Origin of the sequence: Pseudomonas sp. 7SR1 (assembly GCF_900156465.1) — a bacterium.
Classification (GTDB): domain Bacteria; phylum Pseudomonadota; class Gammaproteobacteria; order Pseudomonadales; family Pseudomonadaceae; genus Aquipseudomonas.
Genome location: NZ_LT707064.1, coordinates 1,830,869 through 1,846,766, shown reverse-complemented (window position 1 = coordinate 1,846,766; position 15,898 = coordinate 1,830,869). Strand labels below are relative to the sequence as shown.

Genomic DNA, 15,898 nt, shown 5'->3' with positions numbered 1-15,898 from the left:
GCAAGGAGATAGTCGGCAGATTAGGTGTAGCCGCCCGAGAACCCTATGGCAACGAGTGACAAATTAGTGGACATTTAACGCCATGAATCTGGAGAAAAGCCCATGAGCAAAAAAGTTGCAGTGATCCTTTCCGGCTGTGGCGTGTACGACGGCGCCGAGATCCACGAAAGCGTGATCACCTTGCTGCGCCTTGATCAGCGCGGCGCGCAAGTGCAGTGCTTCGCCCCCAATATCGCCCAGTTGCATGTGATCAATCACCTGACCGGCGAGGAAATGCCCGAAAGCCGCAACGTGCTGGTGGAGTCGGCCCGGATCGCCCGGGGCAACGTGAAGGACCTGCGCGAAGCCAGGGTCGAGGACTTCGATGCCCTGATTATTCCCGGGGGCTTCGGCTCGGCGAAAAACCTGTCCAACTTTGCCGTCGAAGGGGCCGGTTGCACGGTGCAACCGCAAGTCCTGGAGCTGACCGAAGCCTTCGCCGAGGCCGGCAAGCCGGTAGGACTGATCTGCATTTCCCCGGCGCTGGCCGCGAAGATCTACGGCCCCGGCGTAACCTGCACCATCGGCACGGATGTCGACACAGCGGCGGCGGTGACCAAGATGGGGGGCTCCCACGAAGACTGCGCCGTCACCGACATCGTCGAAGACACTGCGCGCAAACTGGTGAGTACCCCGGCCTACATGCTGGCGCAGAACATCAGCGAAGCGGCCTCAGGCATCAATAAACTGGTGGACCGCGTGCTGGAACTGACCCACGAGAACGACATCTGAAACCGCCGCGGGGGCGAGCCGACTCGCTCCCGCAGCGAACCGAACGGGCAGTCCGTCAGGACGCCTGAACCCGCCGCTTCTCCGCCACCCAACTGCGTCCATACAACACGACAATCGCCACGATCGCGATCACCTGGGCCGCCAACGAATAGGCATCGGCGTGAATGCCCAGCCAGTCGAAGTCAAAGAACGCCACCGGACGAGTTCCGAAGATGCCGGCCTCCTGCAGGGCCTTCACGCCATGGCCGGCGAACACCACCGACAAGGCGCACAGCAACGCCGCGTTGATGCTGAAGAACAGCGCCAGCGGCAAGCGCGCCGAACCGCGCAGGATCACCCAGGCCAGCCCCACCAGTAGTACCAGAGCCGTCGCGCCACCCGCCAGCACGGCGTCATGCCCGGCAGGGCCAGCCTGCAGCCACAGGGTCTCGTAGAACAGGATCACTTCGAACAGCTCGCGATAAACCGAGAAAAACGCCAGGATGGCAAAGCCGAAACGGCCACCACCGCCGACCAGGCTGCTCTTGATGTAGTCCTGCCAGGCCGCGGCGTGACGCCGGTCGTGCATCCACACACCCAGCCACAGCACCATCACGCTGGCGAACAGGGCCGTTGCGCCCTCGAGCAGCTCACGCTGGGCGCCGCTGACGTCGATCACATAGGCAGCCAGGCCCCAGGTCGCCAGGCCGGCCAGCAGCGCCAGCCCCCAACCGACGTTGACGCTGCGAACCGCCGATTGCTGGCCGGTATTGCGCAGGAACGCCAGGATCGCCGCCAGCACCAGGATCGCTTCCAACCCCTCGCGCAACAGGATCAGCAGGCCGGAAATGTAGCTCAGCGACCAGCTCAGGCCATCGCCGCCCAGCAAGCCCGCGGATTCCTCCAGCTTGGCCTTCGCCGCCGCCAGGCGCTGCTCGGCCTGCTCCACCGGCAGGCCGTCCTGCAAGGACTGACGGTAGGCCATCAAGGCTTTTTCCGTATCCTTGCGCACGTTTGCATCCACGTTATCCAGCGAGCTCTCCACCAGCTCGAAACCTTCCAGATAGGCGGCTACCGACAGATCGTAAGCCTGGTCATGCTCACCGGCACGGTACGCCGCGATGCTTTTATCCAGGGTGGCGGCAGTGTAATCGAGCAATTGCGCCGGGCCGCGCTGGACCTGAGGCGGCTGGGCACGCTGGGCGCGGAAGGTGGCCGCAGCGGCCGGGCCTTGCGTCGCCAGGACTTCGGCCGGCGTCTGGCGAGCCAGGTCGGCGAGATTGAAGGTCTGCTCGCCCTTCGCGGCGGCAGGATCGGCACTGAAGCTGGCGATGTAGGTCGCCAGGTCCCAGCGCTGACGGTCGTCGAGCTGGTCGGCGAATGCCGGCATGTCGGTGCCTTCGACGCCCAGGCCGAGGGTGCTGTAGATGGCATAGAGGCTAAGGTTGTCCAGTCGTTTGCTGTCGCGCAGGTTGGCGGGCGGCGGCTCCAGGCCGACACCGGCAGGGCCATCGCCAGCGCCGCTGTCGCCATGGCAAACCGAGCAGTTCTGAGCGTACAGCGATGCCCCGCGAGCAGGGTCCGGGGTGATGACCGGTGCCTGGCTGACCTCATAGGCCACCGCCAGCCGGGCCCCCATCTGGCGGGCCATTCGGGCCACCTCGGCGCCATCCTGGCGTTGGCTGATCGCGTTACGCAGGGCGCCGATGCCCTGTGTCAGCTCGGCCTTTTCCGGCTTGGCCGGCAGCGCAACGACCAGCCCCTCCAGCACCTGGATGAATTCCAGTTGTTCGCGGTATTCGGACTCGTCGATGACCTTCCCCGCCTCCACTGTCGCCGGGTAATCCGCACCGATGTAATCCAGCAGATGCAGCGCCTGTGGGGCGCCTTCAAGGGTATCGGCCAGCAAATGGGGGCTACACAGGGCCAGCAACGGTAGCGCAAGCCAGCCCAGAAAACGAAGCGGGGCAATCATCAACAATTCTCAGTTGGAAATAAGAAGTAACACATTGTTCACGTCCACAGCCTTCGACTCAAGCGCCGATATGCTCCGCAGGTGCTTTTTCATCGGATCTTCATGCTTTGGAAGTGATGTCACAAAAACGGCATTTAGGAATTGAAAAGCCATTACATAGCCAACGGCCATGTTTATAATCCCGCCGCCTTCTCGATGTCCGAGGCAAAAAAAGCTCCTCCGAATGCGAGGAACCGACAGCGTTCCGACGCATGTCCGTGGATCGCCCCAGCCCGACCCGCACACCTGGCTGATACCTCAGGGAAGAATGTTCATGGCCTCCCGTGCCGTTTTCTCGGTCGCTCTCGGTGCGATCACCTTGCTGTCCGGCTGTTCGGTTTTCCGTAATTACGACAGCGAACTGGCCCAGACCAACCAACAGCTCGCCTCCGGCAACGTCGATGCGGCCCTGACCCTGCTGGAAAAGAACAACAGCAAGGACAAGGACCTGCTGTACTACTTCGAAAAAGGGGAGCTGCTGCGGGCCAAGGGCGATCTGTCCGGCAGCCAGACGGCCTGGACCAGCGCGGACCAGCAGGTCGGCCAGTGGGAAGACGCGGTCAAGCTGGACACCGCCAGGTATGCCGCCCAGTTCGCCAGCTTCCTGGTCAACGACAAGGTCCGGCGCTATGAGGGTTATGACTACGAAAAGGTCATGCTGACCACGCAGATGGCCCTGAACCTGCTCGCCGTGAACGACTTCGATGGCGCCCGGACCCAGATCAAGAAAACCCACGAACGCGAAGCGGTGATCGCCGACCTGCGGGACAAGCAGTACCTCAAGCGCGAAGAAGAGGCCGAGCAGCAAGGGGTCAGGACCGAGTACAAGGACCTGCAGGGCTATCCGGTGGCCAGCCTCGACGCGCCGGAAGTGGTCGGCCTCAAGAACAGTTATCAGAGCGCATTCAGCCATTATCTGGCCGGTTTCGTCTATGAGGCCCTGGGCGAGAAAAACCTGGCCGCACCGGGTTATCGCAAGGCCGCCGAGCTGCGTCCCAATACCCCGCTGCTGGAACAGGCACTGCTCAACCTCGACAAGCCTGCCGCAAAGAACGATGACAGCGACGTCCTGATCGTGGTGCAGAGCGGCCTGGCGCCGGCCCGTGATTCGATCCGCATCCCCCTGCCCCTGCCCATCAGCGGCAATGTCGTCATCACGCCATTGTCGTTCCCGGTGATCAAGCCCGACACCTCCACCGCCACCTTCGCCCAGATCGGCGTCGATGGCCGCCAGTTGGACCTGACCCAACTCAACAGCACCACCGCCATGTCCCGCCGCGCCCTGCGCGATGACATGCCGGGCATCATCCTGCGCACCACCGTGCGCGCCATCACCCGTGGCGTAGCGCAGAAACAGATCAACGAAACCAACCCACTGGCCGGCCTGGCCGTAGGCCTCACCTCGGCCGTGCTCGAAGGCGCAGACACCCGGACCTGGCGCACCCTGCCGGACTACACCCAAGTGGTACGCCTGCGCCTCAAGAAAGGCGAGCACGAAGTCACCCTGCCCAACGCCACAGGCGGCTCGGTGGTCAAGGTGATGGTCGACCAGCGTTACCAAGTGGTCAGCCTGCGGGCCGTGGGCAATCAGGTCTTCGCCGGTGGCCTGGCCGCCCGGGTGATCCCGAGCGCCAACCCGACCGCCATCGCCAGCCTCAAGCAACCTTAAGAACGGAGTCTTGCTCACATGCGTTTAAAACTGATCGCCGTCGGCGCCCTGGCCTTGCTGGCCGGTTGCGCCACCCCGCCGCCACCGGAGCCGGGCAGCGCTGCCAGCAAGGTCGTGGCCATGGGCAAAACCAAGAACATCGTGGTGGGTGCCATGCGCGTGGCACGGGAAAACGGCTACATGACCGTCAATGTGCAACTGAGCAATACCAGCTACAACAACAAGACGATGTACTACCGCTTCGCCTGGCTGGGACCTGAGGGTTTCCCTATCGCCGAGGAAGAAACCTGGAAAAGCCTGACGCTCTATGGCGAACAGACCAGCTTCCTGCCGGCCATCGCTCCGACACCAAAGGCCGTGGATTTCCGGTTGGAAATCAATACCCCTTAAAGACGCTCCCACAAAAAACGCCCGAGTGACGCGTTATCCCTTTTTCAGCTTTCGAGAGCCCTACATGTTCGTACGCATTTCATCCCTCGCCCTCGCCGCCCTGCTGGTCAGCGGCTGCGCCAATAACTCCCCGGTGCTGGGCAACAAGAACATCACCTACGGTGACACCAAGGCCGTGGAAACCGTGACCAACGAGTTCGGCTCCACCGACCTGCAGATGATCGCCGAGTCCATGACCCGCTCCCTGGCCCAGTCCGGAGTCCTGCAGGGTCGCCCTGTGGTCCAGGTCTATGACGTGAAGAACAAGACCAGCGAGTACATCGACACCCGCGAAATCACCACCAGCATCAAGACCCAGCTGATGAAGACCGGCGCGGCGCGTTTCGCCAGCGACAACAACGCCATGGACAGCCAGGTCGACCAGCTCAAGCTGCAGAACCAGAGCGGCCTGTACAAGAAGAGCACCGTGGCCAAGACCGGCAACATGATCGCCGCCAAGTACCGTCTCGAAGGTTCCATCAGCTCCATCGTCAAGCGCAGCAGCGACTACAAGGACGTCTTCTACAAATTCAGCCTGCAACTGATCGACGTCGAAAGCGGTCTGGCCGAGTGGATGGACGAAAAAGAAATCCGCAAGACCACGGAGCGCTAAGCCATGCGCACATGGATAGGCATCATGGCCCTGGCCTGTGCGTTCGGCGCGCAGGCGGCCCCGAAAGTCGCCGTCACCGACCTGGCGTACCAGGAGCGGGTGGAGGAATACATCCATACGGTGTCGGCCCAGAGCAACTTCCAGGCGGGCGCCTACAGCGCCAGCGCATCGTCGAGCTACGACGAGATGGAAGCCACCAGCAGCTACATCGAGCAGGGCGAACTGCGCAAATTCACCGGTGACATCAAGGGCGAGATCCTGCGCAGCGGGATGTTCCAGCTGGTGCAGGGCACGCCCTACACCGCGTCGTCCAAAGGCGATGTCTATGACGTGATCAAGCGCATCAAGGCCGGCCATTTCAAGGGCGCCGACTACGTGCTCTTCGGCACCGTGTCGGACATCGACTTCACCCGCGACGTCAACGAACTGGCCAACACCGACAGCTACTCGGCGGTGCTCGCCCTGACCCTGGTGGCCGACTTCAGCCTGATCAACACCAGGACCTTCGAGATCACCTCGGCGTTCACCGCCATGGGTGAAGGCCAGGACACCAAGCTGTTGAACCACCGGGACGTGCGCATCAGCCTGAATCGCCCACGGGTCGTGCGCGAGGTGTCCAAGGCGCTGGGCGAAGATGTGGCGCGGCAGATGAGCGAACAGCTCGGTGGCCCGAGCTACCAGCAACCCGGCGAGCCGGTGCAGCGCAATAACCTGCCCCGGGATAGCGCGCCGGTGATCCTGCGCTGAAGGTTCAGCGATCCCCTGTGGCGAGGGTATTTATCCCCTCGCCACAGGTTTCGTTCGCTTTACACCGCAGCCTTGCGAATCGTCGCCAGCAAGCCCGCCGCGCCGATGAACAACCCGGCAAAGGTCCGGTTCATCCGCCGTTGCTGCTTGGGCGTACGCAACAGGCGCAAGACCTTCGACGCCAGCCCGGTGTAGCCGGCCATGACGACAAGGTCGACACAGATCATGGTCACGCCCAGGATCAGGTACTGCTTGACCAGGGGTGCGTGGGGGTCGATGAACTGCGGCAGTACCGCCAGCATGAACACCAGGGCCTTGGGGTTGCTGATGTTGACCAGCAAACCGCGGAACACCAGCGCCATGGGCTTGCCGATAGGCCGTACGGCCGCATCGTCACTGATATCGCCAGGAATGGCGCGCCACTGCTTGACGCCCAGGTAAACCAGGTAGGCGACGCCAAACCATTTGATGGCATAGAACGCCGTGGCCGACGCGGTGAGGATCGCGCCGACACCCGCGGCGACGATCACGATCTGCAGCGCCAGGCCCAGTTGCAGGCCCAGGGCATTCCAGTAACCGCGCCAGAAACCATATTGCAGGCCGCTGGACATCGATGCGATGGCACCGGCGCCCGGCGACAGGCTGATCACCCAGCAAGCGGCGAAAAACGCCAGCCATGTTTCCAGCAGCATTGCACACCTCGGCCAAGATTCGTCGAAACGAATAAGCTAATGCTCCGCCGCGCGCTTGACCACCGTTATTTTTCAAGACCGGCGCCCCGCCAGGGGTGGGTCACTCGATCAGGCCACCCACCGGAAACGCCTCGCTACCGCGCCAGCGACGGACCGAGCGCTGGAAGAACAGGCTGTTCGGCACCTGGATCATGGAACTGCCGGTGCCGAGCTCCTCGGGCTCGATCAGAGTGGTGTAAAGCAGGTTGATCGCCACCACCCGGCCCTTGATACCGGGCTTGTCGGTGGCTTCCACCAGCTCGACCACATCCCCCAGGCGAAACGGACCGACGGTGTAGATCAAGACGGCGCACAGCAGGTTGGACAGCACGCTCCAGATGGCGAAGAACGCCACCGCCGCCACGGCGACAAACCCCGACAACGCTGTCCACAGCACCGTGGCGGAGACACCCAGGCGTTCGAGCACCACGAGCATCGCGCTGCCCATGATCAACCAGCGCAGCACGCCGCGCAGGATGATCACCAGTTGCGGTGGAATGGGGTAGCGCTCGCCAAGGCCGGTGAGGGCTCGCGCCACGAAACGCTGTGCGATGTAGCCGGCCAGCAGGATCAGCAGCACCTGTACACCGAGCCAGATCGGCTCGATCCACATCACGGGGATGGGCACGGTCAACGCTTCCATCAGGACAGTGCCTCCAGCTCCGCCTGCAGGGTTTCCAGCAACTCCAGGGCTTGCATCCACGCCTCCTCAAGTTCCGCTTCACGAATCTTCAACCGGGCCTGTTCGGCCAACAGATCGCGCAACTCATCCTTGCGCGCCGCTTCGTAGAGACCACTGTCGCCCAGGCTGGTTTCGATCTTCTGCAGTTTTTCGTGCACCTTGCCCAGCTCGGCCTCCAGCTTATCGGCCTCGCGCTTATGGGGCGCCAACTGTTGACGCAGCGCCGCCGCGGCCTGGCGCTGGGCTTTCTTGTCTGTCTTGTCCGGGTTCACCGGCGTGGTGCTGACCGGCGCGTTGCGCTGGCGGTATTCCACCAGCCAGCGCGCGTAGTCTTCCAGGTCGCCGTCGAATTCCTCGACCTTGCCGTCGGCCACCAGGAAGAAATTGTCCGTGGTGCTCTTGAGCAGATGCCGATCGTGGGACACCACCAACACAGCCCCGCTGAATTCCTGCAACGCCATGGTCAGGGCCAGGCGCATCTCCAGGTCCAGGTGGTTGGTCGGTTCGTCGAGCAACAGCAGGTTCGGCCGTCCCCAGGCGATCAAGGCCAATGCCAGGCGGGCCTTTTCGCCACCGGAGAAATTGAGTACCGGTTCGTCGATGCGAGCACCGCGGAAGTCGAAGCCGCCGAGGAAGTCGCGCAACGTCTGCTCGCGCTCGGTCGGCGCCAGACGCTGCAAATGCAGCAACGGGCTGGCCTTGGCGTCGAGGGAATCCAACTGATGCTGGGCGAAGTAGCCCACCACGGTGTTCTCGCCACGGGTCAGGCGTCCGGCCAGGGGCTCGAGCTCACCGGAGAGGTTCTTGATCAGGGTCGATTTACCGGCACCGTTGGGGCCCAGCAGGCCGATGCGCGCACCGGGGGTCAACTGCAGCTTGACCTTCTCCAGCACGGTCTTGTCGCCGTAACCCAGTCGAGCATCCGACAGGTCGATCAGTGGGCTGGAAATCTTGGTCGACTCGCGAAAGACGAAGTCGAACGGCGAATCGACGTGGGCCGCGGACAGCTCTTCCATCCGCTCCAGTGCCTTGATCCGGCTCTGGGCCTGCCGGGCCTTGGTGGCCTGTGCCTTGAAGCGTGCGATGTAGCTTTCCATGTGCGCACGTTGCGCCTGTTGTTTCTCGTAGGCCTGCTGTTGCTGGGCCAGGCGCTCGGCACGGGCGCGCTCGAAAGCGGTGTAGCCGCCGCGATACAGCACAAGCTTGCGCTGGTCGACATGGGCCACGTGATCCACCACGGCATCGAGGAAATCACGGTCGTGGGAAATCAGCAGCAGCGTGCCCGGATAACTCTTGAGCCAGTCTTCGAGCCAGATGATGGCGTCGAGGTCCAGGTGGTTGGTCGGTTCATCGAGCAGCAAAAGATCCGAGGGGCACATCAAGGCCTGGGCCAGGTTCAGGCGCATCCGCCAGCCACCGGAGAAATCGCCGACCTGGCGGTCCATCTGTTCGTTGGTGAAGCCCAGGCCTGCCAGCAATTTACGCGCACGGGCGTCGGCGGTATAGCCGTCGGCGGTGTCGAGCTCCGAATGCAGGCGAGCCAGCGCGGCACCATCGTGAGCCGCTTCGGCGGCTGCCAGATCCCGCTGGACCTGACGAAGGCGCACGTCGCCGTCGAGCACATAGTCCACCGCCAGGCGTTCGAGGGTGTCGACCTCCTGGCGCATATGGGCGATACGCCAGTCGGCGGGCAGCGAGCAATCACCGGAGTCCGGATGCAACTCACCGCGCAGCAGGGCGAACAGGCTGGATTTGCCGGCACCGTTGGCGCCGATAAGGCCGGCTTTGTGGCCGGCGTGCAGGGTCAGCTCGGCGTCTTCTAGCAGACGTTGCGGGCCACGCTGTAAAGTCAGGTTCTGAAGTCGGATCATAATGGCGGCGGAGTCTACCAGCTTCGCTCGCAACTGGCGCGAGTAGCACGATGTCCCCTGACCTGTGGAGTTTTTCCCTCGACCTGTACGCCAGGCCCGGCGTAGAGCAGGCTTGCCTGACGCTGCAAGACAGCGGCGCCAATGTCTGCCTGCTGCTTTGCGGCCTGTGGCTGGCAGAACGCGGCGTGACCTGCGATGAACGAAGGCTGGAGCAGCTTCGGCAATTGACCGAAACCTGGGACATGGAGGTCGTCCAGCCGTTACGCACCCTTCGCACCCAATGGAAAGTCCGCGCGCTTGATGACACTGCGCTCGATGAATTGCGCGAGCAGGTCAAGCAGCTGGAACTCGAGGCCGAGCGAAAGTTGCTGGAGCGATTGCAAGTCGCGACCGGGGAATGGCCTGGAGGGCCCCCCTTAGATTCAGCGCTGTGGCTGCAAGAAATAGTGGCGAGTATCGCCCAACCGAACCGCGACGCGCTGCATCAGCTGCGCGTCGCGGCATCCGGCCGTTAGGAGGCGCTGGTTGGGGTGCTGGTGCCCGACGTCGTGGTGACGCTCGGGTTCAGCGCCGGAGCCGGCGTGCTGGCGGTTGGTGCGGGTGTCGAGGATGGAGCTGGAGCGGCTGTCGCTGGCTTGGCTGCGGTAGGCGTCGCCGGTTTGGCGGCGGCTGGCTTTTTCACAGCCGATTTCGCCGCAGGCTTGGCTGCGGGCTTGGCAGCAGGCTTGGCTGCGGCCGGCTTGGCAGCAGCAGGCTTGGCGACGGTCTTGGTCGCGGCGGGCTTGGCAGCAGCAGGTTTGGCTGCGGTCTTGGCAGGCGCCTTGGCAGCGGCCGGCTTGGCCGAAGCAGGTTTTGCAGCTGCTGTTTTGGTTGCCGCTGGCTTGGCTGCCGTTTTCGCGGCGACTGGTTTCGCAGCGACTTTTGCAGCAGGCTTGGCCGCGGCGGTCTTCGATGTTGCAGGTTTGGCGGCAGCGGGTTTGGCGACAGGCTTGGCAGCGGACGGTTTGGCTGCTGCAGGTTTGGCAGCAGGCGCTTTCGCGACCGGCTTGGCGGCAGCCTTGACGGCTGGTTTCTTCGCTGCGGGCTTGGCTGCGCTGGCAGCGACCGGCTTGGTCGCCGCAGGCTTGGCAGCCGGTTTGCTCGCCGCTTTGGCAGGCGCCTTCACGGCAGGTTTGGCTGCCACTTTGGCCGGTGTTTTTGCTGCGGCAGGTTTAGCGGCAGGCTTCTTGGCCGATACAGCGACAGGCTTGGCGGCGCGAAGCGTCAGCGCTTTGCCGGCGGCTTCCTGTACACGACCAACGCCTTGAGCCAGCTTCAGGCTTTCCTGGGCATCGCGTTTGAGTTGCAGGATGTAGGCGCGGGTTTCGGACTGACGATCCTTCAAGGCATCGAGCAGGCTCTCGAGTTCTTTCACTGCGTCTTTCGCCTTGGCTTGAGCCTTGGCCTTGCCGGCGGTTGCCGCCTCTTGCAACTTGGTGCGTGACTTGTGCAGTTTTTCCTGAGCCTTGCCGCGTTGTTTTTCCAGTTTGGCGAGCAGTTTTTCAGCATCAGCCAGGGCTTGGGAGCAGGCATTTTCCAAATGCTCGAGCAGGCTGCCCGACAGTTGTTGGAGCAAGTGCAACGGAGTGTTTACTGGCTTCTTGGGGGCCGACATGGTTTACCTCCTGACTGACGTGAGTGCGGCTCATACTAGACCTCTGCTGCAACCGCCGCTAGGGCATGTTGACAGTACACGGGACGTTGCGTTGCAAGGGACGAAAAATCTTCTGTGTCATTGCCAGAGCCACCCATGTCCATCGATACCAGCGCTGGCATAATTCCTCGATTCGAGGCCGGAGAAAGTACACATGTGGCGTCACCTGTTTTTATGTCTGTGCATGGTTTGCTCCATGGTCCAGGCCACCGAGAAAGCCGGCACGAACGATGACCGCGACCTGGCCTACAGCCTGGGCGCGAGCCTGGGAGAACGATTGCGCCAGGACGTACCGGATCTGCAGATCCAGGCGCTGGTGGAAGGTTTGAAACAGGCCTACCAGGGCAAGCCCCTGGCCCTCAGTGACGAGCGTATCGAACAGCTCCTGGCCGAACACCAGGCGCGACTGACCGCGCAGTCGACGACACCGCAGGTCGAAGTGGCGCTGAAGACGGAACAGAAATTTCTCGCTGAAGAAAGGAGCCGCCCTGGCGTGCAGCAGTTGGCGGACGGCATCCTGCTGACCGAACTCAAGCCAGGCCATGGCACGAAAGCCGGCCCCCACGGCAAGGTCCAGGTGTTGTATACGGGTCGACTGCCTGACGGCACCGTCTTCGACTCCAACCGCCAGGCGCAATGGTTCAGCCTCGACAGCGTGATCGATGGCTGGCGCAGCGCGTTGCCGCAGATGCCGGTGGGCGCGAAGTGGCGATTGGTGATTCCTTCGACACAGGCCTACGGCGCCGAAGGTGCCGGGGATGTGATCCCCCCCTTCACGCCGCTGGTGTTCGAGATCGAACTGCTGGGCGCAACGACCTGAAGCCCGGCAATAAAAAACGGTGCGCAATGCGCACCGTTTTTTATTGCCTCAAATCCTTCAAGCCTGGACCGCGGCCTCTTCCTTGTGGGCGTTGTGCAGCACTTCGATCAGGCAGTCCTCCAGCTCGAAACGCTCATGCAACAAGCCACCCAGTTCCTTGAATTTTTCCGCCACGCACTTGCCTTCATCACAGAGGTCGTTGAAGGCCAGCAGCTTTTCGGTGATGACATCGATACGTGGATAGATCTGTTCGGCGAGTTCCAGGCCACGCTTGTCGTTGAAGGCCTTGGCTTCGCTCGTCAATTGCTCGTAGATCTCGAAATGACCGGCAGAGACGTAGTCGACCAGCACACCGCAGAATTCCTGCAACGGCTTGCGGCTCTCTCCCAGCGCTTCAGGCTTGTCGCCGAGAGCATCATAGGCCCGAACCAGTTCGTGACGCTCCTGCAACCAGCGGTCGATCAGCAGATGCACTCCACCCCAGCGTTCCTGAGCATTCTGACAACTTTCGAGCATGGCGATTTCTTCCCTTGTGAGTCATGCCCCTCGCAGCCTGCATACGCCTGATGATTCATGGCAAGCCGGACACAACTTGATCGAGCGGCATAATTCCAATGATACGTGCGGGCCAGATTATGCCCGCACGACAGCTGCTTCAAGGTACGCAGGAGATAAAGTTCATACAAGTGTTTAATCCACAGCACGGACCAACTGCGACGTCTTGCCGCCCAGTGGTCGGATCAGCGCGTTCCAGACAAGGCGAAGCAGCAGGTAGGTCATGGCGATGGACACGGCGAGAAAAAACAGCAGGCTCCATTCGGGAACGCTCAAATCGAACAACGTCCAGGTGACGCTCGCGCAATCGACCGCGCCGTCGATGACGCGATGCACAGCGCTCCACCATGAGCCCGCTCCCTCCATGCGGGTGAAGCAATCGGGCAACGGCTCGACCGAATGACTTTGTACCAGGACCTGGCGCCAGGCCAATGTCATCGCTCCCGACACCAGGATCAGCCCCACGCCCCCGTAGACGATGCTGCCCTTGTGGCCCGGGCCGTGCACACAGGCCGCCAGGCAGTTCCCCAGGAACAGCAGCAGGCACAACCGCTGCAGGACACACAGGCTGCACGGTGTCAGGCCGACCGCATATTCCAGGTAGCTGGCGATGCCCAGGGCCAGGGCCGCAGCGATGGAAGCCATGAAAAACAAGAAGCGTGAGCAGGCCAAAGACATGGCGGTTCCGTAACAGAAGAGACAGGTAGTTACGGTAGAGGAAAGCCCTCGGGCCTTTCAAGGCGGGCCCGCGCAGACACTTCACCAGGGGTGTAGGGAATTCCCGACAGACACTCGAGGATTCAGCGCGATCCCCTGTAGGACTTTCCCCAGGACATCATCCGAGCCTTGAACCGGACCATTATCGGCGGTCGAATCATTGGCGATGCCAAGACGAACCGCCGACACTGTTGATCGCGGCATCAGCCAGGCAAGGCCTGGGACGCCGGAAGCGGCGCGGCGAGCAGACGCTCGTCCAGCAAGCCCAGGCCTTCCTGGAACAGCTGGTTGCTGCGCTCGGCATCCCCCAGTTGCGCCAGCAGGCGCGCCAGTTCGGCACAGGCTTCCGGGTTGCGCTGGATCCGCAGGCTGCTTTCGAGGTAATCCCTTGCCTTGCCCCACAAGCTGTTCTGCAGACACAGGCGTCCCAATGTCAGCAGCAGGCTGGAGTCAGCCGGATGATCCTTGAGCCAGCCTTCGGCCGCCTGCAATTGCCGGATCGGATCGTTCCCACGGACCAGCCCGTACAGGCGTGCCAGGTGGCTGTCGTAGTGACGCTTGAGCGCCGTGCGCAACACCTCCTCGGCCTCGCCCTGGGCACCCAGTTGGCGCAGTTGTTCGGCGTAGGCCAATACCAGCGCCGACTCCTGGCGCTGTGCGGCGGTCAGTTGCTGCCAGGCACGGTTGAGCGATTGCAGGCCGACGCTACCGTCTTCGTCACGGTGGGCCGCCAGGGACAGGTTTTCCCCCCAGGCCCGACGCTCCAGCTCCGCCAATTCCGCCGGCGGCAGGACCTTGTCCTTGCGCAGTTCCGGCAACAGGCGAACCACCGCCGACCAATCCCCGCGCTGTTGATGCAGGCGCTGCAACTGGCGCAGGGTCTGGGCGTTATGAGGATGGCGATCGTGCATGGCTTGCAGGGTGACCAAGGCTCCGTCGGTATCGCCCCGGTCCATCTGCAACTGGGCGTGAGTCAATGCAATGGCCAGCTCCGCCTGGGGCTGTCGCTCCAGGGCCCGCTCCAGCAGGCTGTCGCTCTGCTCGTAAAGACCTTGTTCATTGGCCGCGCGAGCCGCGCCGAGGTAGTAGAGCAAGGGTTGACGTTCGGCTTCGGCGGCACGATGCAGATGCCGCTGGGCGCTGGCCCAGCGACCTTCGGCCAGATCCAGTTGGCCATGCTCGATCGCCACTTGCACGCGACGACTGCGATTGCGCCGCGACCAGGGATTGACCACCCCGCCGGACGTGGTCACCAATCCGAGCAAGGCCCTCAGGCCCCACCAGAGCAGCCAGAGCAACACCACCAATGCCAGGGTGACCCACAGGCCAGCCTCGTACCGGAAGTTCTTGTACGCCACCAGCACGTAACCCGAATGCTCGCTGATCGCGACGCCCAGCAAGGCGGCGACAGCGATGACCACGAACAGAATCACGTAGAGACGTTTCATGGCGTGGCCCCCTGCTCGCCAGGCTTGGCCAGCGGCTTGACCGACTCTTCGGCGCTCAGGTTGCGACGCTCCAGGTAAGCCTGGACGCTGCTCAGGGCACTCGTCAGGTCCGGTGTGACCACCGTGACCGGTTGCCGGGCCAGCTCAACCACGCGCTCGAGCATGATCCTGCTTTGCGGGTTGTCCTGGTTGAAGTTGTTCTTGAGTACATCGCGGGCCTCGGTCAGCGCCTGGGTGTAGACCGGTGCCTGGCCATTGAGGGCGGCCCACTGCGCCTGTTCCAGGGCGAGGCTCAAGGCCAGGCGCACCTGCATCAGGCTCTGCCCCGCCAGGAGCGGACGGACGTTCTCGTCGGCATTGAAATCGATGCGGATATAGCGCGAGATCTGATCCCACCACTGGGCCCAGCGGCTGGCGCCATCGCCATCGGCGGTCAGGCCCAGCAGCGACTCGCCGCGATCCTTGTATTCAGGTGCCAGTTCCGAGAGTTGCAGCACCTGGTCACGCAGGGCGCCCAGTTGCAGGAACAGCCCGGTCCGGTCCGGCTGTTCGGTGCTGCGCAACGCCGCGAGGGTCTTGGCCAATTGTTCCCGGGCAGCGAACGAGCCCGGGTCATTCTGCTCGCGCAGGATGTCGTCGGCGCCCTGGACCAGCGCCTGGGCACTGGTGATGTCCTGCAAGGCGGAAAGACGCAGGCTGGCCAGGCGCAGCAGGTGCTCGGCCTCGGCCAGACGCCAATCCTTGCGGCTGGCGCCCAGTACCGTCTCCAGGCGCTGGTTCAGATGCTGCTGGTCACTTTGCAACTGGGCGACCAGGCGCCGCCGCTCCTCCAGCTCCTCGGCGGCGGGCAACTGGGCGAGGCGATCAGTGAGGCGCTGCTCGTTGAGCTTGAGATTCTGCGCCTGGTCATTCAGCGCCTGGACCTGGGCGGCCTGCTGTTGGTTGTTGGCCTGCAGGTGCCGCACCTGCCAGACGCCCCAGCCACCCACGGCCACGCCAGCGGCCCCCAGCAGCAACGCAACAATGGCCAACCCGTTGCCGCGACGCGGCGCCGCTGGGGCCGGGGTTTCAACCGGCGCATCGATCGCAGGCCGGTCTTGATCTTCTTTTGGCAAGGCTGTTTCGCTCACGTGTCCATCCTTTGCATTAGAAAACGGCA

General features: G+C 63.0%; 16 protein-coding genes. 7 read left to right on the top strand and 9 right to left on the bottom strand.

All coding sequences use genetic code 11. The features are described from left to right. The first annotated feature begins 102 nt into the window (after positions 1-102). Positions 103-771, top strand: a complete 669-nt coding sequence (gene elbB, locus BW992_RS08330) for an isoprenoid biosynthesis glyoxalase ElbB (protein ID WP_072390514.1) — start codon at positions 103-105, stop codon at positions 769-771. Between the two features lie 55 nt (positions 772-826). On the opposite strand, the gene BW992_RS08325 is transcribed toward elbB, so the two are convergent. Then, the gene (locus BW992_RS08325) at positions 827-2,725 is read right to left on the bottom strand and encodes a cytochrome c/FTR1 family iron permease (protein ID WP_076405990.1); all 1,899 of its coding nucleotides are present in this window, start codon (positions 2,723-2,725) and stop codon (positions 827-829) included. A 313-nt stretch (positions 2,726-3,038) separates the two neighbouring features. Here BW992_RS08325 and BW992_RS08320 point away from each other — a divergent pair, with 313 nt between their 5' ends. The 4 genes from BW992_RS08320 (at position 3,039) to BW992_RS08305 (ending at position 6,222) form a co-directional block, all read left to right on the top strand. Beyond that, positions 3,039-4,433, top strand: coding sequence for a COG3014 family protein (locus BW992_RS08320; protein WP_076405988.1), 1,395 nt, complete (start codon positions 3,039-3,041; stop codon positions 4,431-4,433). Between the two features lie 18 nt (positions 4,434-4,451). After that, positions 4,452-4,823 (top strand): YcfL family protein, encoded by a 372-nt coding sequence (locus tag BW992_RS08315; RefSeq protein WP_003206754.1) that lies wholly within the window; start codon positions 4,452-4,454, stop codon positions 4,821-4,823. Between the two features lie 64 nt (positions 4,824-4,887). Then, entirely contained in the window at positions 4,888-5,475 is a 588-nt protein-coding gene (gene lpoB, locus BW992_RS08310) for a penicillin-binding protein activator LpoB (protein WP_072430935.1), read from the top strand. 3 nt (positions 5,476-5,478) lie between these two features. After that, complete coding sequence (locus BW992_RS08305; protein WP_053148498.1) at positions 5,479-6,222, top strand: hypothetical protein; 744 nt, start codon at positions 5,479-5,481, stop codon at positions 6,220-6,222. A 59-nt stretch (positions 6,223-6,281) separates the two neighbouring features. Here the strand turns inward: BW992_RS08305 and rhtB are convergent, their stop codons facing one another. The 3 genes from rhtB to BW992_RS08290 form a co-directional block, all read right to left on the bottom strand. Beyond that, complete coding sequence (rhtB, locus tag BW992_RS08300; protein WP_072390528.1) at positions 6,282-6,914, bottom strand: homoserine/homoserine lactone efflux protein; 633 nt, start codon at positions 6,912-6,914, stop codon at positions 6,282-6,284. A gap of 100 nt (positions 6,915-7,014) precedes the next feature. After that, positions 7,015-7,596, bottom strand: a complete 582-nt coding sequence (locus tag BW992_RS08295; protein WP_072390531.1) for a mechanosensitive ion channel family protein — start codon at positions 7,594-7,596, stop codon at positions 7,015-7,017. Then, complete coding sequence (locus tag BW992_RS08290; protein ID WP_076405985.1) at positions 7,596-9,506, bottom strand: ATP-binding cassette domain-containing protein; 1,911 nt, start codon at positions 9,504-9,506, stop codon at positions 7,596-7,598. The genes BW992_RS08295 and BW992_RS08290 overlap by 1 nt, the downstream gene beginning before the upstream one ends. 50 nt (positions 9,507-9,556) lie before the next feature. Here BW992_RS08290 and BW992_RS08285 point away from each other — a divergent pair, with 50 nt between their 5' ends. After that, positions 9,557-10,021, top strand: a complete 465-nt coding sequence (locus BW992_RS08285; protein WP_072430937.1) for a TIGR02444 family protein — start codon at positions 9,557-9,559, stop codon at positions 10,019-10,021. Here the strand turns inward: BW992_RS08285 and BW992_RS08280 are convergent. Next, positions 10,018-11,160 (bottom strand): AlgP family protein, encoded by a 1,143-nt coding sequence (locus BW992_RS08280; protein ID WP_076405983.1) that lies wholly within the window; start codon positions 11,158-11,160, stop codon positions 10,018-10,020. The genes BW992_RS08285 and BW992_RS08280 overlap by 4 nt on opposite strands. 193 nt (positions 11,161-11,353) lie before the next feature. Here BW992_RS08280 and BW992_RS08270 point away from each other — a divergent pair, with 193 nt between their 5' ends. Next, the gene (locus BW992_RS08270; protein WP_072390543.1) at positions 11,354-12,019 is read left to right on the top strand and encodes an FKBP-type peptidyl-prolyl cis-trans isomerase; all 666 of its coding nucleotides are present in this window, start codon (positions 11,354-11,356) and stop codon (positions 12,017-12,019) included. A 57-nt stretch (positions 12,020-12,076) separates the two neighbouring features. Here the strand turns inward: BW992_RS08270 and BW992_RS08265 are convergent, their stop codons facing one another. From BW992_RS08265 to BW992_RS27190, 4 genes are all read right to left on the bottom strand, one after another. Continuing rightward, complete coding sequence (locus tag BW992_RS08265; protein WP_072390546.1) at positions 12,077-12,535, bottom strand: Rsd/AlgQ family anti-sigma factor; 459 nt, start codon at positions 12,533-12,535, stop codon at positions 12,077-12,079. A gap of 174 nt (positions 12,536-12,709) precedes the next feature. Then, positions 12,710-13,252, bottom strand: a complete 543-nt coding sequence (locus tag BW992_RS08255; protein ID WP_072390552.1) for a disulfide bond formation protein B — start codon at positions 13,250-13,252, stop codon at positions 12,710-12,712. A gap of 242 nt (positions 13,253-13,494) precedes the next feature. After that, the gene (locus tag BW992_RS08250; RefSeq protein WP_072390555.1) at positions 13,495-14,739 is read right to left on the bottom strand and encodes a heme biosynthesis HemY N-terminal domain-containing protein; all 1,245 of its coding nucleotides are present in this window, start codon (positions 14,737-14,739) and stop codon (positions 13,495-13,497) included. Beyond that, positions 14,736-15,869: a uroporphyrinogen-III C-methyltransferase gene (locus BW992_RS27190; RefSeq protein WP_231991123.1), complete on the bottom strand. Its 1,134-nt coding sequence runs from the start codon at positions 15,867-15,869 to the stop codon at positions 14,736-14,738. Before BW992_RS27190 ends, BW992_RS08250 begins: the two co-directional genes overlap by 4 nt. Between the last annotated feature and the right edge of the window lie 29 nt (positions 15,870-15,898).